General features: G+C 70.9%; 20 protein-coding genes and 2 pseudogenes. 9 read left to right on the top strand and 13 right to left on the bottom strand.

Translation table 11 applies throughout. The features are described 5' to 3' along the window. Positions 1 to 42: 42 nt before the first annotated feature. Both ACH492_RS01835 and ACH492_RS01830 read right to left on the bottom strand, forming a co-directional pair. On the bottom strand, positions 43 to 780 hold the full coding sequence (locus ACH492_RS01835) for a hypothetical protein (RefSeq protein ID WP_398981725.1): 738 nt from the start codon (positions 778 to 780) through the stop codon (positions 43 to 45). Positions 781 to 936: 156 nt separating this feature from the next. Then, on the bottom strand, positions 937 to 1,512 hold the full coding sequence (locus tag ACH492_RS01830; RefSeq protein ID WP_398983234.1) for a helix-turn-helix domain-containing protein: 576 nt from the start codon (positions 1,510 to 1,512) through the stop codon (positions 937 to 939). 84 nt (positions 1,513 to 1,596) lie between these two features. Between ACH492_RS01830 and ACH492_RS01825 the strand changes: the two genes are divergently transcribed. Next, complete coding sequence (locus tag ACH492_RS01825) at positions 1,597 to 2,454, top strand: class I SAM-dependent methyltransferase (RefSeq protein WP_398981723.1); 858 nt, start codon at positions 1,597 to 1,599, stop codon at positions 2,452 to 2,454. Positions 2,455 to 2,626: 172 nt separating this feature from the next. Here ACH492_RS01825 and ACH492_RS01820 read toward each other — a convergent pair whose 3' ends face one another. Then, positions 2,627 to 3,223, bottom strand: coding sequence for an NADPH-dependent F420 reductase (locus tag ACH492_RS01820; protein ID WP_398981721.1), 597 nt, complete (start codon positions 3,221 to 3,223; stop codon positions 2,627 to 2,629). A gap of 41 nt (positions 3,224 to 3,264) precedes the next feature. After that, positions 3,265 to 4,083, bottom strand: coding sequence for a 3'(2'),5'-bisphosphate nucleotidase CysQ (locus ACH492_RS01815; RefSeq protein WP_398981719.1), 819 nt, complete (start codon positions 4,081 to 4,083; stop codon positions 3,265 to 3,267). A 137-nt stretch (positions 4,084 to 4,220) separates the two neighbouring features. On the opposite strand from ACH492_RS01815, the gene ACH492_RS01810 reads away from it, so the two are divergent. Beyond that, positions 4,221 to 5,126, top strand: coding sequence for a LysR family transcriptional regulator (locus ACH492_RS01810; protein ID WP_398981717.1), 906 nt, complete (start codon positions 4,221 to 4,223; stop codon positions 5,124 to 5,126). A gap of 195 nt (positions 5,127 to 5,321) precedes the next feature. Here the strand turns inward: ACH492_RS01810 and ACH492_RS01805 are convergent, their stop codons facing one another. Further along, positions 5,322 to 5,648 carry a hypothetical protein gene (locus ACH492_RS01805; RefSeq protein WP_398981715.1) on the bottom strand — a complete coding sequence of 109 codons (327 nt, stop codon included), beginning with the start codon at positions 5,646 to 5,648 and terminating at the stop codon, positions 5,322 to 5,324. Between the two features lie 338 nt (positions 5,649 to 5,986). On the opposite strand from ACH492_RS01805, the gene ACH492_RS01800 reads away from it, so the two are divergent. Then, a complete protein-coding gene (locus ACH492_RS01800; protein ID WP_398981713.1) occupies positions 5,987 to 7,099 on the top strand; it encodes an NADAR family protein in 1,113 nt (370 codons plus the stop codon). 222 nt (positions 7,100 to 7,321) lie between these two features. On the opposite strand, the gene ACH492_RS01795 is transcribed toward ACH492_RS01800, so the two are convergent. Next, entirely contained in the window at positions 7,322 to 9,937 is a 2,616-nt protein-coding gene (locus ACH492_RS01795) for an MXAN_6230/SCO0854 family RING domain-containing protein (protein ID WP_398981711.1), read from the bottom strand. Positions 9,938 to 10,204: 267 nt separating this feature from the next. Beyond that, positions 10,205 to 11,071 carry a PhzF family phenazine biosynthesis protein gene (locus ACH492_RS01790; protein ID WP_398981709.1) on the bottom strand — a complete coding sequence of 289 codons (867 nt, stop codon included), beginning with the start codon at positions 11,069 to 11,071 and terminating at the stop codon, positions 10,205 to 10,207. Between the two features lie 21 nt (positions 11,072 to 11,092). Between ACH492_RS01790 and ACH492_RS01785 the strand changes: the two are divergent. Further along, positions 11,093 to 11,749 (top strand): annotated as a pseudogene (locus ACH492_RS01785) (2-dehydropantoate 2-reductase N-terminal domain-containing protein). Between the two features lie 15 nt (positions 11,750 to 11,764). Continuing rightward, positions 11,765 to 12,022: pseudogene (locus tag ACH492_RS01780) on the top strand (ketopantoate reductase family protein); the annotation flags it as partial. 21 nt (positions 12,023 to 12,043) lie between these two features. On the opposite strand, the gene ACH492_RS01775 reads toward ACH492_RS01780, so the two are convergent. Further along, positions 12,044 to 13,000 (bottom strand): fibronectin type III domain-containing protein, encoded by a 957-nt coding sequence (locus ACH492_RS01775; protein ID WP_398981707.1) that lies wholly within the window; start codon positions 12,998 to 13,000, stop codon positions 12,044 to 12,046. A gap of 282 nt (positions 13,001 to 13,282) precedes the next feature. Between ACH492_RS01775 and ACH492_RS01770 the strand changes: the two genes are divergently transcribed. Beyond that, positions 13,283 to 14,119 (top strand): CAP domain-containing protein, encoded by an 837-nt coding sequence (locus ACH492_RS01770; RefSeq protein ID WP_398981705.1) that lies wholly within the window; start codon positions 13,283 to 13,285, stop codon positions 14,117 to 14,119. A gap of 9 nt (positions 14,120 to 14,128) precedes the next feature. Here the strand turns inward: ACH492_RS01770 and ACH492_RS01765 are convergent, their stop codons facing one another. From ACH492_RS01765 to ACH492_RS01755, 3 genes are read right to left on the bottom strand one after another with little or no spacing between them, the layout of a single operon-like run. Continuing rightward, a complete protein-coding gene (locus ACH492_RS01765; RefSeq protein WP_398981703.1) occupies positions 14,129 to 15,433 on the bottom strand; it encodes an ATP-binding protein in 1,305 nt (434 codons plus the stop codon). Beyond that, on the bottom strand, positions 15,430 to 16,122 hold the full coding sequence (locus ACH492_RS01760; RefSeq protein ID WP_398981701.1) for a response regulator transcription factor: 693 nt from the start codon (positions 16,120 to 16,122) through the stop codon (positions 15,430 to 15,432). The genes ACH492_RS01765 and ACH492_RS01760 overlap by 4 nt, the downstream gene beginning before the upstream one ends. Positions 16,123 to 16,175: 53 nt before the next feature. Next, positions 16,176 to 16,448 (bottom strand): hypothetical protein, encoded by a 273-nt coding sequence (locus ACH492_RS01755; protein WP_398981699.1) that lies wholly within the window; start codon positions 16,446 to 16,448, stop codon positions 16,176 to 16,178. A gap of 73 nt (positions 16,449 to 16,521) precedes the next feature. Between ACH492_RS01755 and ACH492_RS01750 the strand changes: the two genes are divergently transcribed. Then, positions 16,522 to 16,743 (top strand): hypothetical protein, encoded by a 222-nt coding sequence (locus ACH492_RS01750; RefSeq protein WP_398981697.1) that lies wholly within the window; start codon positions 16,522 to 16,524, stop codon positions 16,741 to 16,743. A 110-nt stretch (positions 16,744 to 16,853) separates the two neighbouring features. Here ACH492_RS01750 and ACH492_RS01745 read toward each other — a convergent pair whose 3' ends face one another. Continuing rightward, complete coding sequence (locus ACH492_RS01745) at positions 16,854 to 17,756, bottom strand: LysR family transcriptional regulator (protein ID WP_398981695.1); 903 nt, start codon at positions 17,754 to 17,756, stop codon at positions 16,854 to 16,856. Between the two features lie 173 nt (positions 17,757 to 17,929). Here ACH492_RS01745 and ACH492_RS01740 point away from each other — a divergent pair, with 173 nt between their 5' ends. Further along, entirely contained in the window at positions 17,930 to 19,066 is a 1,137-nt protein-coding gene (locus ACH492_RS01740; RefSeq protein WP_398983232.1) for a M20/M25/M40 family metallo-hydrolase, read from the top strand. Positions 19,067 to 19,139: 73 nt separating this feature from the next. Beyond that, positions 19,140 to 19,970 (top strand): DUF6585 family protein, encoded by an 831-nt coding sequence (locus tag ACH492_RS01735; protein ID WP_398981693.1) that lies wholly within the window; start codon positions 19,140 to 19,142, stop codon positions 19,968 to 19,970. On the opposite strand, the gene ACH492_RS01730 is transcribed toward ACH492_RS01735, so the two are convergent. Beyond that, positions 19,882 to 20,316 (bottom strand): DUF5959 family protein, encoded by a 435-nt coding sequence (locus ACH492_RS01730; RefSeq protein WP_398981691.1) that lies wholly within the window; start codon positions 20,314 to 20,316, stop codon positions 19,882 to 19,884. The genes ACH492_RS01735 and ACH492_RS01730 overlap by 89 nt on opposite strands. Positions 20,317 to 20,419 lie beyond the last annotated feature (103 nt).

Raw genomic sequence — 20,419 nt, 5'->3', positions numbered from 1 at the left:
GGGTGTGACACCCCAGCGGTCGGCGAACTGGGCGACGAGGTACTAACCCTGCGGAGCGTGCCCTTGCGGCGGCCAGGTCTGGGCGGCCGGTTCCTGTCCTGGCAACGGGGGTGCGACGGGAGCCTGTCCGGGCAGGAGCGGTCCCGCCGTGACATGTCCGGCGTGGGCTCCCTGCCCGGTCGGGACCCGGCCCCCGCCACTGCTGACGATCCGCCGCAGACCCGCCCCGTACCGCAGCCACACCACCCCGATGACGATCGGGAACGCCAGACCGCACACCACCTGAGCAATGGCGAGCGCGATGCCGGCCGCCCCGTACTCGTCGAGGTCGAGCTCGAAGCCGACGACGGGCACCCAGAAGAGGCCGACGACAGGCGTCACGGCATGCCACACCCACGCTTTGGGCGCGATGTGCCGGGCGGCACGGGCCTGCTGGAAGTGGCCGTAACTGTAAGTCAGCCAGGTGATGGCCAGCCCGCCTACGGTGAGCCGCATCGTCTCGTCCGACCAGGTCTCCCACCGGCCGAGCGCAAGCGTCCCGGTCGCGGCCGCGGTGAACTGCAGCAGCCCGCCCGACATAAAGCCCCGCGCCGCCTTCGGCCCCTCGACAAGCGCGAGCGCCCGCCCCATGGCCAGCGAGAACAGCGCGTTGACCAGGGCGGCCCCACCGAGCACGACGACGGTACCGATGAACAGGGTCAACTCCTGCTCGGCGGTCACCGTCGAGATCCCGTCTCCGATGATGGCCGCGATGGCAGGCAGCAGGAGCAGCCACAACACGCCATTGACAGTCACCAACCCCGGCAGCGAGCCAAGCCCACGGCCCGGCGGCGCGGGCGGTGCCGCCGGTACGGGTGGCTGCGTTACGGGTCCGCCCCCGTTGAACACCATGTGCGTCCGCCTTCCCAGCGGCGGCTCGCCCGCCCGTCGCCCGCGTCATCGTAGGCCAAGGTGCGGCATGAACATGCCCGAGCGGCCGCCGCGGAGGTGGTTGCGTTCGCCGTTGTGGTCGAGGATGCACAGGACCTCGGCGGGCCCGCGGTCGGCGCGCAGGGTGTGGGGGGTCATGGTGGAGAAGGAGGCGGCCTGTCCGGCCTCGACGCGAATGACGCGTTCGCCGAGGTAGAGGACGACCGTGCCGGACAGCACGGTGAACCAGTCCCGGCCCGGGTGGACTCCGAGGTCGTCCGGCGCGACGGCGCCCGCCGGGTCGGTGATGCGCATCTTGGCGACGGTCAGGCCCTGGGGGCCGTTGTCGCCGCTGAGGAGCCAGGTGGTCAGGCCCCGGTCCTCGTCGCGGTCGGGACGGATGACGATGTCGGAGTCGTCGGGGGATTCGACGAGCTGGTCGAGGGACTTGCCCAGGGCGCTCGCGATGGCGGTGAGCTGGTCAAGGCTGATGCGGCGGTGCCCGGTCTCGATCCGGCTGAGCTGGGACGGGCTGATGTCGGCGCGTTCGGCGAGGTTGTCCAGTGACCAGCCGCGTGCTTTGCGCAGGGACCGGATCCGCATCCTGACGATGGCGTCGAGAGTCGATTCTTGCTTCACCGGCAAGAATGTATGACCTGCTGGCAGTGATCGTCATACCGTCGGCGCATGAGTACGCACCACACCACTCACGGTCATGTCGGGCACGAGCGTGCGAGCGGCTTCGACGTCGCGATGGCGGAGCTGCTGGAGCTGGACGCCGAGGTCCTCAAGCCGTACCTCACGGAGCTGACCGACTGGATCGCGAATCTCGCCGACTCCGTCCCGGCGCGGATCATGGACGTGGGCAGTGGTCCCGGCACCGGCAGTCTCGCGCTCGCCGACCGGTTCCCCGCCGCGTCGGTGACGGCGGCGGACATCTCGCCCCAGATGCTGCACCGGCTGCAGAAGCAGGCAGCCACGCACGGCGTCGCAGGACGTATCCGCACGCTGGAGGCGAACCTGGACGAGCCATGGCTCCTGTCCGGCAAAGAGGAGCCGTACGACCTGATGTGGGCCGCTGCCTTCCTGCACCACCTGAGCGATCCGGCCCGGACGCTGGCTCAGGCGTACGGGCAGCTGCGGCCGGGCGGTCTGCTCGCGGTCAGCGAGATGGACTTCTTCCCGCGCTTCCTGCCCGAGGACGCCGGCGTCGGCCGCCCTGGGCTGGAGGCACGGCTGCACGCCGTGACGAACACCGAGCCGCCGCACGAATGGGACCGGACGCTCATGGACGCCGGCTTCACCGTGGACGCGCGCCGCCCCTTCGAGATCCGCCTCACCGCCTCCCAGGCCGGTCCGGCGTTGGGCCGCTACGCGCAGGTCTGTCTGACCAAGCTGCGCTCCCACGCCGACGACGCGCTGGAGGCGGATGACCTGGCTGCCCTCGACGCCCTCTTGGACGAGACCCACCCGCTCGGCATCGCGCGCCGCGGTGACCTGAGCGTCCGCACGACACGCACCACCTGGATCGCCCGCCGCCCCTAGGCCGGCCGGCCTCCGCCGTGCGCCGCGAGATGGGCCGATTCCTCGGTGCGAGGCCGACGGCCCCGGGAAGGGTGGCCACGGGTCGCCGTCCGGGCTGAATCGTCGGCCCTGGCTGCGCTGTCGTATCCGTTCTGGATGTGGGGCCCGCCCGGGGCGGTGCACTGTGTGCGGATCAGCGGGCGATCGAGATCGCGAAGGGCGCGAATCCGCTGGACCGAATCACGTGCGGTACGAACAGTATCGCGGCCTCTGCGGCGCGGGCGGTCCGGATCCCGCCGAGATCAGTGATCCACTCCTTGCGCCAGCCGAGGTCGATGAGCAGTTCACGGACGGTCTGCTTGGCCTGCGGGTCCTCGCCGGAGAGGAAGGCGTCGGGCGCCTGGGTGAGCGTGGCTGGCGCGGTCATCACCGGGAAGAGCATGGTGTTGAGTGTCTTGACGACGCGCGTTTCGGGGAGCGCTTCCTGGAGTTGCTCGGCGAGGCTTGAGCCGGGGTAGATCAGGTCGGCGGGCAGTCCGTCCGGTCCGTCGACGGTGGCGTTGGAGACGTCGACGAGGATCTTGTCGCGCAGTTCCTCGCGCAGGGCGACGAGCCGGTCCAGCGAGCCGGCGCCCGGGGTGGCGTTGATGACGATCTGGGCTGTCCGGGCAGCGTCGGCGGCGGCGCCCGGCGCGCGGTCCGCCACGGTCACCTCATGCCCTGCCCGGATGAGGGCTGTGGCCAGGTTGCCGCCGACGCGGCCGTTTCCGAGAACTGCGATCGTGGTCATGATGATCTGGTCCTTCCGTGCGTGCAGGTTGTGGTGCGCGGTCAGCGTGAGAGCGTGGCGACGGCGTCGGCGTGGACGCCGGGCGCGGCGGCCAGGAAGCTCTCGCTCTGCGGGGTCCAGGGGCGGCCCTCGGCGTCGGAGATCTGTCCGCCGGCCTCGGTGACGAGCAGCGCCCCGGGCAGCAGGTCCGCGCGGGCGCCGGCGAACTGCCAGAAGGCGTCGATCCGGCCGGCGGCCACGTTCAGCAGGTGCAGGGTCGCGGGCACGGCGGTGCGGACGACGAGCGCGTCGAAAAGCATCGCGGTGATCGAGGAGCCGACGCGGCTCACGACCTTCTCGTCCTCGTCCGGCCGGGCCTGGCTGGTGGCCACGATGCTCAGGCCGAGGTCCGCGGTCTGGGAGACGTGCAGCGGCCGGCCGTCGAGGTGGGCGCCCGCGCCGGTGAGCGCGGTGTAGGTCTCGCCGGTCAACGGCAGGTGGACCGCGGTGAGCACCGGCTGGTTCTCACGCACGAGGGTGGCGGTCACCGCCCACTCCGGCAGGGCGTGCAGGTGGTTGACGTTGCCTTCGGCCGGATCCACGACCCACCATTCGCCGGGCGGCAGCGCCCCGCCGTCCAGTTCGTCCTCCACCCAGCCGGCGTCCGGGCGCAGGCGCGTGAGGCGGGGGCGCAGGATGTCGAGGGCCGTGTCGTCGTTGGCGGCGAGCGCGCGCATCAGCTCTTCGCGGGTCTGGTAGCGGACCACCTCGCCGAAGCGCTCGCGCAGCGCCGAACCAGCCGCGCGCACGGCGATCGCGGTCTGGTCGAGCAGGTCGGCGTCGGAGACGGCGACGTCAGTGGTCTGAAGCGTTTCGGACATGGTGGTACTCCCGTGTGAGGAGGGGTGATGAGGCCGGTCGGGCCGAGCTGTGCGTTCCGTCTTGCGCTCTCGTCTCGAAGGTATACAGCCCCTTCATTAACTTCAAATGCATGTCAAGCACGGCTAGGATTACTCACATGCAATTGGATTTGAACCTGCTCGCCGCGCTCGACGCGCTGCTGGAGGAGGGAAGTGTGGCCGGGGCTGCCGCGCGCCTGCACGTCACCGCCCCCGCGATGAGCCGGAGTCTGGGCCGAATCCGGCGCACGACCGGGGATCAGATCCTGGTGCGCACCGGCCGCACGATGACCCCGACGCCGTATGCGATCGCCGTCCGGGAACAGGTGCACGAGCTGCTGCACCAGGTCCAGGGGGTGCTGGCACCGAGCCGTGAACTCGATCTGGCAACGTTGGAGCGCACTTTCACACTCCGATGGCACGATTCCCTGGTCGCCTTGAGCGGCCCCGCACTGCTCGCGGCCGTGCGCGGACAGGCGCCGGGCGTGCGATTGCGCTTCGTCGCGGAATCGAGCATCGACACCCCCGAGTTGCGGCGCGGCGAGGTCGACCTGGAGGCGAACGCCAACCGCCCGAGCGCACCGGACATCCGTGCCGAGAACGTGGGCGAGACCCGCCTCGTCATCGTCGTGAGGCAGGGGCACCCCCTCACCCGCGTCAGGACCGTCACCGCAAAGCGGTACGCCGCCGCTGAGCACGTCACCGTCTCGCGACGTGGAAACCTCAGCAATGCCCTCGACGACGCCCTCGCGCGGCTCGGCCTCACCCGCCGCGTGGTGGCGACCGCGCCCACGGAAGCGGCCGCGCTGGGGTTCGCGCGCGGCTCCGATCTCCTGATCAGCGTCCCCGAAGCCACCACGCGGTCAGCGGTCGCCGACCTCGGCCTGGTCGTGCTCCCCCTCCCGCTCGAACTGCCGTCGGCACCGATATACCTGTCGTGGCATCAGCGCTACGACACCGACCACGCCCACGCCTGGCTGCGCGGGCTGGCGCGAACCGCGCTAGCCATGTGCGGAGCGTCGTAGTCGGCGACCGTCCGGCCGCTTCACCCATACGTCCACGCGACCACCACGGCGATCTGCTTGAACGTCAGCAGCGGCTTGTCCGTGCGGGTGCTGGCCGTGGGGGCGGCCGACCGACGCCTGCGGCTCACGATCGCGGATCTGTGGGAGGGCGTCGGCGTGGCCCTCGGAGATCTGGGCGAGCAGCCGGCCCTGGTCCTAGTCCATCACGTATCTCAGTGCCAACGGCTCGCCCGCTGCCAGCCTCTCGACGGCGGCCAAGGCACCCCAGCCGTCCCCGCCCAGCGCAAGGCCCGCCGCGCCCTTGCCGCTGCGGCCCGACCCGTCCCTGCACTTGTCGTCCCCGCCGCCCGGGCCGCTCGACACGCTCACGCGTTCGCCCATGCTCTGAGCCGCGACCCCGACCGGACTGACGAGCCCGGCCGCCAGGACCAGCGCGAGTGAGGCGATCGCGCCGCCCGCGGTCCAGTTGGCTCGACGAGACAGCGGTCCCAGCCGGGACCTTGTCCTGTTGGCAGGACTCATGCGAGCGCTCCTCGTTTCGACCGGTTGGGGACTCCACGTCCGATCCCAAGGGCGAGCTTGACCCGCGCGCAGCCGATCGATCGTCACACCCGGTCGGCACGCGCTGATTATCAATAACTCGGAGTAATCGGCAGATCCAGGTGGGGTGCCTATCCTCCGCTGACACGCACTCGGGGCGCGCGGCCGAGCGGGCACCGTCCCGAGCAGGTCCGGATCGACGCTCACGCTCCGGCTCATCCCGGCAGCGCTGACAGCGGAACGGGCATGGTCACCGCGCATGAGACAGGCGGAGCAAAATGCAGCGCCGGCGCGCCTGGCGGGTCCGGCACAATGGCGCGATGATCGGCAATCGGACCACCTACCGCATGGCGGACGGCATACGCGTACCCGGGACCTGGCGGCACGCCTTCATCCGCAACGGCGACTACTTTCTCACCGACCTGTTCATCTACGCGGACGGGCTCATCGACTGCTGGGGCCTGGTCACCCTCGACGAGTTCGAGGAGAAGCTGCGTTGCGGCTGGGTCGCCACCGAACTCCCGGACGGCGGCAGGGCGTCCGGCCACGATCTCGCCGCCTGGACGTTCAGCGAGCCGCGTACCTGGCTCACCCCCGAACTGGTGCTCGCCGAGGTGCGGGACACCATCGACCAGCTGAACGGCCGCCCTGACTCGACGGAGCGGTGCCTGACCGCCGTTGACGCGTTCCTCGCCGACCGGACCGAGGAGAAACGAGCCGGCGCCCGCGCCGCCTACCTCGCCATCCCCAGGACCCAGCGCCTCTACGCGCTCGGCGACATGGACCGGAAGGACTGGCCGCTCCAGGTCCTGGTGGCGGGGCCGGGCGGGCAGGTGGAGGCCTGGCCGGACGAGCCCGTCACGCAAGAGGATTACGACGAGGCCGTCGCCTACTTCGAGGACCGGGCCAAGTGGATCGCCGAACGGCCCTCCCGGATCCCGGCGGACGGACCGGCGACCCCGGTCGCGCCTGCGATCCAGCTGTACCAGTCGTATCCGCTGAAGCCGTCGGACGACCCGGGCACGAAGGCCCTGCGCAACGACTACCCCGCACCCATCGCCGTCGACGGCGTCACCTACCCCACCGTCGCCCACGCGTACTGGGCCCTGTCCACCACCGACCCCGACGCCCAGGCCGCGATCACGGGCGCGGACACCCCCTTCGCCGCCCGTGGGCCGGCCGCGGACGCACGCCGCCGCGACGGTTGGGAGCAGGCACGGGCCGCTGTCATGACCGGCCTGCTGCGGGCCAAGTACACCCAGCACCCCGGCCTGGCCGAGATCCTTATGGCGACGGGCGACGCGACCCTCGTCTACAACGACGCCGACTCCGGCTTCTGGGGCGACAACGCCGGCCGCGGCAGGAACTGGACGGGTCGCCTCCTCGAACTCGTCCGCTCCGAACTGCACGCACTGCGGGCCGGGATCGTCTGACGGGCCGGGGGCTGCCTGGTGCCCGCGGACTGGCTGGTCCGCCGGGGCATAATGCGTCACCGGAGAGGGCCGCGGCCCCAACTCGCGACCCCTTGAGCGCGTTACTGTGCAGCAGCAGCCACGCATCCGGCACACCAGCCACCCACCAGCCGAGGCCCCACCTGCCCAGAACCATGTCTGGGCCTCAGTGCTTCTTCTTCTCTGATCGCGATCGCCTGCCGGTCACCGAGGAGCGAGATCCGTGACCATGTCGGCGGCAGCGAGCAGGCGCACGCGCGCCGCGTCCTGGCCCAGCGGGTACAGGGCGAACACCTCGCTCCCGTCGGGCTGTTCCAGGTCGCCTCGGAGCAGGTAGGCCAGCCGCGGTGCCGCCGACGGCCCGTCACCATCGTCGCCCGCGTGAGCGTCCGTGTCGGGCGAGCCGATCCGGGCGGCGAAGCCGGCCACGTCCTCGCCGTCCCGCCGCCGGTACACGCTCCGCGAACCGTCCGTGTGGCGTACGACGACCGTGGCCGCCCGGGCCGCGGCCTGCCACACCGCCAGCTCGCCCAGGCCGACGCGCGAGCCCGAGGCGAACAGGTCCGTCAGCCGGTGGGCGAGGGTGGCCAGCGCGTCCGCGTGCCGCCACACGGCGTGGTGCGTACCGGTGACCCCCTTGACGACGTCGAGCCAGCGCATGGTGCGCGCCTGCACGTCGACAAGCAGCGGGACGCAGGCGCGGCTGCTCCCGGTGAGGTCGAAGCGCTGCTCGACGGAGCGCGGGTCGAACACCGGCCCCCGGTTCCCGGGTTGGTCCCGCAGCATGAGCCCGGCGAAGGCTTCCGCCAGGTCGCCGAAGGGGACGTTGTTGTACGAGTAGACCACCGCGACGACATAGCGGACCCCGGCTGCGCCGAGCCGCTCCAGGTCGAGGTCCACGAACTCGCTCGCGCCGAGCGGAGGCGGCGCGTCCTGGAGGTCGCCGGAGTGGACCGCGGCCTGGCTCGCGTACCGCAGGCTGGTGTAGTCGCACACCCCGACCTGCCGCCAGTCCGCGTCGAACATCGCGGCCGACAGGTCCAGGTCGGTCCGTCCCGAGGTGGGGCTCTCCATCCAGTGCAGGAACAGGCGCAGCGTCCTGCCGTCCGGTACGGCGAGTTCGCTGCCGCGCGGAAGGGTCACCAGGGCTCGGGACGCCGTCCGTTCGGTGAACGGCGCGACGACACCGTCCAGCGCGGCGTCGACGACCGCGACCTCTACGGGTGCCGCGTTCCCCGCCCGGCGCAGCATCTCCGCCGTCAGCACGTCGACCACGGTCCGCACGAGGGCGGCGGGCAGCGCCGGCCTCTCGTCGTCGGCGACATGGGTCTTCGCCGCCGCGCCCTTCGGGAAGAACACCCGTGCCACCCGATCCCGGTCCCGGGTGCGGATGGCCCCGAGCGCGGACAGCAGGACGGCCGGCGCCACCCGCGGAACCACCCGCTCCAGCGCGGAGACGACGACGCAGGCGCCGTCCTCGTCCCCGTCGCCGATGAGGCGCAGCAGGTGATCGAGGCGGCGGACGAGTTCGCCCGGCCGCCGCTCGAGCAGCGTGAGCGCCCCGGCGATGTCGCGGGCCGCGAGGGCGACCTCGACCTGGCCGCTCCAGCTGTACGCCGTGACGGTCGGGCCGGTGACGTCGATGTGATCGACGCTCTCCGCGGCCGTGCGCAGGGCCGCGGACAAGGTGTCGTCGCCGAGCCGGGTGCCGCGCAGCGCCGCGAAGGCGAGCGACGCGCGCGGGAACCGGTCCGGGTGCTCGAAGGGGTGCAGGAGTTCCGCCGCGTGGATCCAGGCCCGCCGGTGCCGCCGCATGTCCTGGGCGGCCTGTGCCGGATCGAGTGTGTCGAGAATGGACAGCAGGCCGCGGCGCAGGGGTCGGGGTACGGAGGCGAAGCGCGGGATCTCGACGAGCCCGGCGTCTCCCCCGGAGCGGACCGCGAGTACGCGCAGGACATCGGTGGCGGTGCCGATGAGGCCGGTCGCGACGGGAAGGGTGGCCGGGTAGGCCGCGGGGTCGGCGAGCAGCCAGGCGACGAGGCGGGCCTTCGCCTCCCGGCCCGGCACGGTTGTCGGCAGTCTGTCGAGGTCGTCGCGGGTCCTGGCGGCCAGCAGCGCTTCCAGGTCATCGGTGTCCTGGGGGCTGAGGGCGCCCGTGCGGGAGAGCAGGGTGTCCAGTTCGCGGGCCGCGTCGATCTGACGAGCCGTCAGGTCACCACCGTACGACAGCAGGCGCAGCCGCTCGGGCGGCGCGGCACGGCGGAACAGCTGTCGGCGCGGGCTCTTGGGGCGCAGGAACGGATCGGACGGGTCGATGCGGCGCTCGCACACGGGGCACGCCGAGAAGTCCGCGCCGTCGAAGCAGGCGCCGCACACCAGGTGGGCGCACGGCGAGACGGGCACGACGGATTCCACCGTGCCGCAGAGCACGCACGGCTGCTCGGGGCGCTGGAACAACACGGTGAGCACGCGGTCGACGTAGTGCGCGTTTGTGTCGTGCGGTGTGCTGTCGGGGAAACCGTGCAGCAGGGGCACGTGCGGGCGGTCGGCGCCGAGGGCGCTGTCGATGTCGCAGAGCAGTTCTCGGCCCACCGCGCCGAGGGTGGATGCGTCGAGTGCGGCGAACGCGGCGCGCAGCGGCGGTGCCATCAGGTAGCCGCGGTCGACGAGGTCGGCTTCGAGCAGGGCCACGTCGCCGCCGGCCGGGATTGCGGCAGCGGCCGGAGTGGGCGGGTAGAGGGCGCCGCGGCGCGACAGAAGCACGGCGGCGAGGCTGCGCGGGCGGGTGACGGTACGGGTGGTGACCGTGGTGCTGGACAAGTCTCTTTCTCCCCCTCCCGGATGACCGGGTGTCGCGCGGGGCGGGAAGTGAGCACGCTGATTCATCAGAAGAAATGAGAAGGAAGCACGCTCGGGAGCCGCCCCGCGCCCCGTGAACCTAACAGCCGTCGGGCCTGCGGCTCATCCCCTTTTCCGGGCGTGCGTCGCCCCTGCGCGAAAGCCTCCCGTGACCACGGGTGCCCTGGCATGGCTCGGAACCGGACGGGCCGCGGCGCCGGCGGTCCCGCCGCGGGCGGCCGGCCCGCGTCAGGGGATCCGTGTGCCCGTCCCGGTCACCCGCACCCGCGGGTCGCCCTCGCGCAGTTCCACGGTCAGAACCCCTGGACGCCCCATGTCCTCGCCCTGGTGGAGAGTGAGCACCGCTGCCTCGGGGACCAGGCCGAGTTCGCGGGCGTACGCGCCGAACGCGCCGGCCGCCGCGCCCGTCGCCGGGTCCTCCACCACGCCGCCCACCGGGAACGGGTCGCGCACGTGGAAGACGCTCTCCGACTCCCGCCACACCAACTGCACCGTGGTCAGATCGAGGCGGTGCATCAGGGCTTCGAGGCGTTCGAAGTCGTACGCCAGATCCGCCAGCCGCTCACGGGTCGCGGCCGCGAGCACCAGATGCCGCGCGCCGGCGAAGGCGATACGGGGCGGCAGCGCGGGATCCAGATCGGCGGCCGGCCAGGCGAGCGCGGCCAGCGCCTCGGCGAGGTCGGCCTCCGCGATGTCCTCGCAGTGCGGCTCGACCGTGGTGAGTGTGGCCCGCAGCGCCCCGCCCCCTTCGCTCACCGTCACCGGCACCGTCCCCGCACGCGTCGCGAACACCAGGTCGCCGGTCCCGATGCGCTCGCCGAGGGCAATTGCGGTGGCAACCGTGGCGTGACCGCAGAACGGCACCTCCGCCTTGGGGCTGAAGTACCGGATGGTGAACGCCCGTCCGGGCTCCCCGCCGAGCCCCGCGGGCGGCGCGGACAGGAAGGCGGACTCGCTGTACCCGAGGTCGGCGGCGATGGAGAGCATGTCGGCGTCGCCGAGTCCTGAGGCATCGAGGACGACCCCGGCAGGGTTGCCTCCCTCGGGGTCGTCGGAGAAGGCGGTGTAGCGCAGGACTTCGGGCTTGGTCGTCATGACCTTCGGAACTACGGACCGATGTGGTTTGTTCCCGACCAAGGTCAGGGGGTGCGGTGTGCCGCCGCGTGGCAGCCGGGGCGCCCGGGTCAGGTCCGCTGCCGCCCGCGCCTCGCCGCGACGCTGCGTGAGCGGGGTCTGCGCATCACCGGTCTGGGCGAGGAAGAGGTGATCACGCCCCAGCTGGTCACTGCCGACGAACTCTCCTCCCCCTACGACCTGGTACTGCTGTCGGTGAAGGCCACCACCCTCTAGCAGGCCATCGACGATGTCGTCCCGGCGAACGGCCCGCAGACCGCCATCGTGCCCTTCCTCAACGGCCTGGCCCATCTCGACGAGCTCGACGCACGCTTCGGCGCCCGACCGGTTCTGGGCGGCGTGGCCAAGATCGTCACCACCGTGAACGACGACGGCGACATCGTCCGCCTCGCCCCGCTGGCGACCCTGACCATCGGCGAACAGGATGGCCGGCCGTCTTCACGAGTGGACACCATCCACGCCCTCCTGGACGACGCGGGCATCGACGCGAGTGTGTCGACGGACATCGTCGCGGCGATGTGGCACAAGTGGGTCTTCATCACCAACGTCAGTGCCCTGACCTGCCTGATACGTGGCACGGTCGGCGATGTCAGCGCGGTCCCCGGCGGCTCGGGCCTCGGCCCCGCCGTCCTGGCCTAGGCCGCCGCAGTATCGGCGGCGGCGGGCTTCCCCGTCCCGGAGGCCGAACTCGCCGCCACCACCTCGACCGTGACCCAGGCCGGGTCACGATTCGCACCCTCCATGTACCGCGACGTCGTGGCCGGTCGTCCCACCGAGGTCGAGCACGTCTTCGGCGACCTCGTGAGTCGCGCCCGCGCCCTCTCGGTCGCGACCCGGCTGCTCGATCTGGCCACTATGCACCTGCGCGTCCACCAACACCGCGCCGAGCGGGCGGCACTTGAGCAGGCGTGAGTGCTCGCACCGGAGGGGCGCTCACCGCCTGCCGACCACCACCGAGCGCTGCGCGGAGAAGTCGCCCCACTTCCCGTCGGGCAGCTTCGCCCGGAGCTTGACGCTGTAGCGGGTGCCGGGCTTGTCCGTGACCATGAAGGTGTACGCCGCCGTCCCGGCGGGAGGTTCGGCGCCCCAGACGATCGTGGTGGCCAACTTCCCGTTCAGGTACAGCTGATGCTCCTTGACCGGCGCGCCGGTCTTCGGCGGCGTCCAGGTCAGGTCGACGTTTCCCTTGCGGGCCGTCGCTTTGAGATCGGTCGGCGCGGTGCTGGGACCCTTGCCCGGCGCCGAAGCCGTCGTGAGATCCACGGAGTTGCTGTCCGGCGAGGAGTTCTCGGCGGCATCGCGCGCCCGCACCGTGAAGGTGTAGACGGTGCCTGGCCGCAGGCCGGTGACGCGGGCCCTGGTCTCAGTGCCGCGCACGCTGTGGATACGGGAGTCCTCCTGGTAGATGTCGTACGAGGTGACCCCGATGTTGTCGGCGGCCTTCCCCCAGGACAGGGTGACCGCTCGGCCCCCGTCGGCCTTGCCCTGCAGCTTGGCCGGAGCCGTGGGCGCCTTCTTGTCCTCCGGAGTGGGGGCCGGCGTGGTGACGACTGTCGCCGGGCCGGGCTTCGAGAGGTTCCCGGCGGCGTCCCGCGCGCGGACGGTGAAGCTGTACGCCGTCGACGGGGACAGCCGGTCGATGTCGACCATGTGCTTGGTGCCTGGCAGCGTCTTGACCTTGGCGCCCTGCTGGAACACCTCGTACCCGGTAACCGCCTTGTTGTCGGTGGCCTGCTCCCACATGACATGCACGGAGGTGGCACTGCCCGCCTGGGCCGTCACGCCGACGGGGGTCGACGGGTTCTCGGTGTCTTTGCCCTCGCCTCCGCAGGCGGTCAGCAGGAGAGCGGCGGCGCAGGCCAACGCAGGCAGTGTGGGGGGACGTTGCACGGTCGGACCTCCGCGGCGGACGGCAATGGTCCAGACCTGTATGCCACAGGAGGTGTCTGCCCACAAGAGGTGCAACCGCACATGGCCCCGCGGCCTGCCCGGCGTACCTTGCCGGAGCCTGATGGCTTTCTTACGGCTTCTTGAAGAAGCGCTTCCTCGGGGTCTTTCGACGCATGGACCGGCTTACGCTCTCGTCAACCCCCCACCGTGATCCCGGTGGGCGCGGCTGCGTCTGCCGGGATCTCGCTTGCTCAGCCGTCTTCCTTCCGAGGTGTTGCACGTATGGGTTCCCGACGAGCCACTGGCCCGAACTCCCGTTCTCACGCCCGTCCCAAGGGCGGGCTGCGGGCACGCAGCGCCGTGCTGGCCCTGGGCGTGATCACCGTCACCGCGGGTGTCGGAGCCACCCTCGCCACAGTCGGCGGGAACGATGGCGGAACGGCCGGCCGGGTGGAGACGAACGCCGCCGGTGACGGGGCGGGGCCGGGCGAGGACGATGCCGCGGCGGGCAGCGCGCCGCCGCTTGCCTCGCCTTCGGGGAGCGCGAAGGCGAGCGCATCGCCGAGCCCGTCCGCTTCCCTCTCCGCCTCCGCCAAGCCGAAGCGGACGGTGAGCCCGAAGGCCGCACCGAAGCCCAGGGTCACGACGAAGAGCGGTTCGGGCGGGTCCGGAGGTGGTGGCGGATCTGCCTCGTCCCCCGGCGGTTCCGGGTCCGGTTCCGGCTCGGGGTCCTCGGACGGTGCCGAGGCCCAGGTCCTCTCGCTCGTCAACAAGGAGCGCGCATCGGCCGGTTGCTCGCCGCTCACCTCGAACGCGAAGCTGACCGAGGCCGCGGACGACTACAGCGATGTCATGGCCCGCAGTGGCGTGATGTCCCACACCGGGCCCGACGGGTCCACGATGAGCAGCCGCGTCGACGCCGCCGGGTATCTCTGGTCCACGCTGGGCGAGAACATAGCCCGCGGGCAGTCCGATGCGGCCGCCGTCATGGACGCCTGGATGAACAGTCCCGGCCACCGCGCCAACATACTCAACTGCTCCTTCAAGGAGATAGGCATCGGCGTGCACTTCGGGGACGGTGGCCCCTGGTGGACGCAGAACTTCGGCGCAAGCCGCTAGCCGGAACGGCTACCGCTCGTCGCCCGCCAGCCCGAACGACACCCGCACCCGAGCCCCGCCCATCGGCGCGCCGGTGATCTCCAGCTCCCCGCCCGCCGCGCGGGCCGCACGCGCCACGATGTCCAGGCCGAGGCCCGTGGAGCCGCCGACGCTGACACCCCGGGTGAGTGCGGCGTCCGGGTCGGCAACGCCGGGACCCGCGTCCTCCACCGTCAGCAGCACATGGCGGTCGGTGCGCTCCACGCGTACGGCGAAGGCAGTGCCCTGCGGAGTGTGCCGGAAGACGTTCCCGATCAGCGCGTCCACGACCGCGGCGAGGTCGTCCTCCGGGAACCGTACGGGCGTCGGGCGCGGCGTGAAAGAGCGTTCGCACAGCCGGTCCTGCTGGGTGGCGAGCACCGACCAGAAGTCGAGCCGCATCGCCACCACTTCGGTCACCTCGCTCGGGCGTGCCGGAATAGTCCCGTTCGCCGGGCCGGCGGCCAGCGGGGTGCGGGCGGCGGTGATGATCGAGTCCAGTTCGCTCTCCAGCTGCGCGACGGCCTCCGTGATCCGCCGGGCGCCCGGTGAACCGCCCAGCAGGTCCGCCTCCAGGTACAGCGCGGTCAGCGGGGTCCTGAGCCGGTGCGAGAGGTCCGCGACCATCTCCCGCTCGATGGCGAGGAGTTCCACGACCCGGTCGGCCATGGTGTTGAACGCGGCCCCTGCCTCCTGCAACTCCGGCGGACCGTCCGGTTCCACCCGTACGTCGAGGTCCCCCGACCCCAGTGCAAGGGAGGCACGCTTCAGGCTCCTGGAGGAGCGGACGACCCGGGCGCCCAGCCGGTCGGCGACCAGCACCGAGCCGCCCACCAGGCCGAGCGCGAGCAGTGACATGACGCCCCACGAGGCCCATACGCCCCGGGTCAAATACCCGGCGGGTACGTGTGCCTCGACGACCGCCACCCGGTTCCGGTCCAGGACGACGGGCTGGAGATAGATCCATCCCTCTGCGGTGTCGAGCGCCAGCGTCTCCCGTTTGCGCACCGCGCGGTCCAGCGCCTCCGGCGGCGCATGCAGAGTGCCGACGAGCCGGCCGTCCGGGAGCCGTACGGCGAGCTGGTCGTCCGAGCCCAGGCCCCCGACGGCCTGCTGTACATCGGCGGGTCTGGTGGTCAGGGCAAGTACCGGCGCGAGGGCGGCCGCACGCTGTTCGGCGGCTGTGGTCACCCGGTCCCGGGCCTGTTCGCGTACGAGCAGGGCGAGCGGGATGAGGAAGGACAGCGCGACCATCAGCGTCGCGGCGAGGGAGATCCCGGCGAGGGCGCGTCTCATGACGGCGAGGCGACCAGCTTGATCCCGATACCGCGCACAGTGTGCAGATAGCGCGGATCCGCGGCCTTTTCACCCAGCTTCCTGCGCAGTGCCGAGAGGTGGACGTCGACTGTCTGGTCCTCGAGATACGGCTGCTGCCAGACCTCGGCGAGTATGCGCTGCCGGGATATGACCTGGTCGGCGTTGCGCGCGAGATAGGCGAGCAGGTCGAACTCCCGCCGGGTCAGGGAGAGTTCGCCGCCGTCGAGGTGCGCGGTCCGGGCGAGCGGGTCGATCCTGAGACCGGCGACCTGCAGGACCGGCTGCCGGTCGCCGTCGTCCCCGCCGTGCCCGGACCGCCGCAGCACGGCCGCGATCCGGGCGGCGAGCTGACCGCCTGAGAAGGGCTTGACCATGTAGTCGTCGGCTCCGGCGTTGAGGAGTCTGATGATCTCCGTGTCGTCGTCGCGGGCGGTGGCGACCAGTACGGGTACGCGTGAGATGCCGCGGATCATCCGCAGCACGTCGAGACCATCCAGGTCCGGCAGTCCGAGGTCGAGCACGACGATGTCGGGCGGGCCCTGGGTGATCTGCCGCAGCGCCTCGAAACCCTGGTGAGCGGTCTTCACCGCGTACCCGTGTCCGGTGAGGACCTCGATCAGCGCGGCCCGGATGACTGGGTCGTCCTCGACGACAAGTACGGAGGCCATGAGCAGGCACGTTAGCGGGTCCGCCAAGATGGTGTCGTGTCCCGGTACCTGCGCTACGTGCTCATCTGGCTGTCCTGCACGGCGGCCAGCGTTACGGCCGTCATGATCACGGTCCATTTTGTGGTGGGCTCGACCAGACCGACGGCGCCGGTCGCGCAGTCGACACCGAGGGATTTCGCCGCCGCCTCGCCGCAGGCCTCGGTGACTGCGCGCCCCAGCGCGTCCCCGAGCCCCAAGCCCACCCCGAGTCCGTCCGCGCCCAGGCCGACGCCGCCCCGGAAGACCGACAGACCCCGTACGGCGTCGCCAACCCCCGCGGCCCGCACGACTCCTCGGCCTCCCGAGGAGCCGTCCGGGGCGAACTCGGGCGGCGAGGGATGCGAGCAGGGCGGTTCGGGTGTGCACACCATCTCGTCCCAGGGCGGGAAGGCCACCGTGCGCTACGGAAGCGGCGGGGTGTGCCTGATCTCGGCGGTGCCGAACCAGGGCTTCACGGCGAGCACCGCACAGAGCGCGCCCGACACCCTGACGGTGACGTTCGCGGGCGACCGGCACCGTTCGGAGATCACGGCGACGACCGTGCCCTCGGACCGGGCCAGTGTGCGGGAGACGTCTTTCTGAGGGCGTCCCGACGTCGGCAGCGCGGCTGCGACCCCCAACTTCACTCCTTCGACGAGGAGTCGGGCCGCGGCATGGCCCTCGTCGACGCACTGGCAACTCAGTGGCACCGTTCAATCAACGGCGTCGTGCAGCAGATCCCTCAACTTCAGTGCCGCCGGCAGCGGGTCAGCGGGCAGCGCGACATGTACGGTCCGGCGCAGGGCGAGGTCGCCGAGTCGGCAAAGGACAAGTTCGGCCGGGACCGCCCAGGCGGCAAGCGAGGGGACAAGCGCCACCCCCAGCCCGGCGGCTGCATAACCGAACTTCCCGGTCCACTCCGCGATCTTGATGATCTTCTTCGGCCTGAAGCCCGCCAGGGCGCAGGCATCGGTGAGCAGTGTGGGAGAGCCCCCCGCAGGCGCGTCCTGGAGCCAGGCCTCGTCGCGCAGTTCGCGCATGTCGATCGTCCCGGCTCCCGCCAGGGGGTGCTCGCGCTGGAGGGCGACGAACAACTCGTCCTCCAGCAGAACGGCCGTTGTGACACCGTCGGCCGAGGGTAGACCGGACGGATAGTCGCTGACCACGGCGAGGTCGAGCGCCCCATCCGCAAGGCGCTGCATCAACGTGCCGCTCCTGCCCTCGACCGCGATGACCTCGACATCCGGCCTGGCCTGCTTGAACGCCCGCAAGGCAGCGGGCACCAAGGAGACATTCGCGGTCCCGAACGCGCCTACGCGCAGTGTCCCGCCGTGACCCGCGTGGATCACGGCCAGCTCCTGCTCTGCCCTCGACAGACGCTCGAGCACGTCCACGGCGTGACGATGCAGCGCATGACCAGCGGGATTCAGCCGTACGCCCCGGGGGAGCCGTTCGAACAGCGGCCCACCCGCCTGCTGCTCCAGCGAGGCAATCCGCCGAGACACCGCCGACTGCGTGTAGTTGAGCTGAACCGCCGCTCTGGTGAACGACCCGGTGTCGGCCACGGTCACCAGCAGGCGCAGCGCGTCGATGTCAAACACATTCCTCCAAGGCATGGCTCCGATGCAATCCAGTCGCTGGTGGAATGTCTTGTCGGCTCCTAACGTCGCACACATGGTCCTAGGAGGTAATCCGAGGAGGAAATCCGAGGAGGAGATGTGCCGGCTTTACGGCAGGTTGAGACGGGGCGGGGCCGGTGACCGCGGGGGCCACGATCGCGTTGCCGGCGATGCTGGCCGATCTGGAGGAACTCGTGGTCTGTGAGTCCTTCTCGGCCGACCACGCGGCAGTGGCCCGCAGCGCCGAGGTTGTCGGCGCCCTCGGCGCGAGACTGCTGGGCGCCGTGCCGCAGACGATCGTGATCGACGGCGTGACCCACCTGCGGTGGACCTTCGGCACGCCGCGTGTGCTGCTGTTGGGACACCACGACACGGTGTGGCCCGTGGGCTCGTTGGAGACCCACCCCTGGTCGGTGGCCGACGGGATCGCCCGGGGCCCCGGGGTCCTGGACATGAAGGCGGGGCTGGTGCAGATGTTCCACGCGCTGGCCTCCCTGCCCACCCCGGACGGCGTGTGCGTGCTGATCAACGGGGATGAGGAAGTCGGCTCCCCGACCTCCCGGGCGCTGATCGAGGAGTCCGCGCGCGATTGCGCGGCCGCCTTCGTATTGGAGGCGGCCGCGAACGAAGAGGGCGCACTCAAGACCGCCCGTAAGGGGACCTCACGGTATGAGGTCGTGGTGTACGGCAAGGCCGCCCACGCGGGTCTGGAGCCGGAGAAGGGGGTCAACGCCGCGATCGAGGCCGCTCACCAGGTCCTGGCCATCGCCGGTCTCGCAGCCTCGATGGGTATCACGGGTGCGACTGGTGCCACCGGTAGCACCGGTACCACCTGCTCCGCCCTGGGAGCCCCGACCATCACGCCCACCCTGCTGTCGGCCGGCAGCACTCTCAACACAGTGCCCGCGCTGGCGAAAGTATCGGTGGACGTGCGCGTGCCGACCCTGGCGGTGCAGGACCGGATAGACGATCTCATGCGAGGGCTTACCGCCCGGACGCACGGAGCCCGGCTGAAGGTACTGGGCGGCAAACAACGGCCGCCAATGGAACCGGAGTCCTCCGCCGAACTGTTCAGCCTCGCCTCCCAAATCGCCTCGGAGCTGGGCCAGGAGCCGCTGCGGGCGGCCGCCGTCGGCGGCGCCTCGGACGGCAACTACGCCGCGGGCGCAGGCTGTCCAACGCTGGACGGCCTGGGCGCCGTCGGCGGCGGCGCCCACGCGGATACCGAGCACGTCGAGGTCGCACAGATGACACCCCGCACCCACCTGCTCGCTCAACTGATCACGCAGACACGGGCGATGACCTGACCGACCTGCGCGAATCCCAGCGCCCCCCGAACGGCCCGACACCCGTCACTCCAGCGCGAAGCAGAGGCTGCTCATGACAGCAACGACATCCCTCTCGCCCGAGGCCGCCGAACTGGCCGCCCGTCACCGCCTCGGCGCGCTTGAGGGCACGTTCGCCCCCAAGCGTCTGGGCAAACCGACCTTCGCCCTCTACATCTTTACGCTCGTCAATCTCTTGGTGGCCTTCGTGATCCCCGCTCTGGTGTTCTTCTGGTGGCTGCGCCGGACCCCGAACTTCAGCCGGAAGCAGGCCGCCAAGCGTCTCTACCTGTTCGAGAACGGAGTGATCGTGCACCCGCAGTTCGGCGACGGAATGGTCGCCGTCCGCTGGGATTCCATAAGGCTCTACCAGGAGATCACCCAGGTGATCATCAATGATGCTCCCGGCCCCATCAAATACGCCTACTCAGTCGTCGCCCCGGGCGTCACCGGCACAACGATCACGGAATTCTACGATCGTCCCGAAACCTGGGGACCCTGGATGCAGGAGGCCGTCGTCCGCGCCCAGGGCCCGGCGGTCCTGGAATCGATCCTGGAGGGTGAGACGATCAACTTCGGTGGCTTCAAGGTCTCCCGCACCGGCATGGCCACCACCGGGAACGGCCACCTCGCCTGGCCCGACGTCGGGGAGATCCACGTCAAGGCAGGCAGGGTCTGCGTCATGAAGACCGGCGAGTCCAGCCCCTGGTCCAGCGCCGCGGTCGGCGACATCGCGAACTTCTACGTCTTCCTGACCATCGCCGAAATCCTCTGTCGGCAATTGAGGACCGTGCCGTTCAGGCGCGTTCCAACGGCCAGGTCTGCAGAACCTGGTCCAGGCGGTGGTAAGCGTCGTCGAACCAGGCGTCGGCCAGAGCGACAGTGACCGTCACGCTCGTAAGCGACATCGAGCGGTCCGCGATGGTGACGTGGGCCCGCTCACCGTCCGGGTCGCGGCTGATGAGCACCTCGGTCGTGCGACTGTCCTCACGCCATACGACGTCCGCCCCGCAATCGAGCGTATCCAGGGCTTCCTGCCACTCCGTCAGGTCCTCCGGGAAGATCCATGTTGCGATGCTTCCGCGTACGAAAGCGGTGTCGACGAGGATTTCTCCGACCAGCGCGTCGGTGCGGGGCGGGTCCTGGGCGGACTGCCTCCCGGTGATCCGTACGATCACGCTGTTGCCCTCGCCCTCCAGACTGATCAGGTCGATCGGACCCTCGGACGCCATCGCCACTCCCACCCTCCCCGGTGCTTGTGCCCGGCACCATAGCCGACGGCGCTCACCCCACCTCAGTGGGGGCTTGAGTCTCCCGTAGGGGGAGATGTGAGGG

The sequence above is a fragment of the Streptomyces sp. NPDC019443 genome, from assembly GCF_044389785.1.
Lineage (GTDB): Bacteria > Actinomycetota > Actinomycetes > Streptomycetales > Streptomycetaceae > Streptomyces.
The sequence above is the reverse complement of the archived record's forward strand: the minus strand, read 5'-3'. Positions and strand labels throughout refer to the sequence as shown.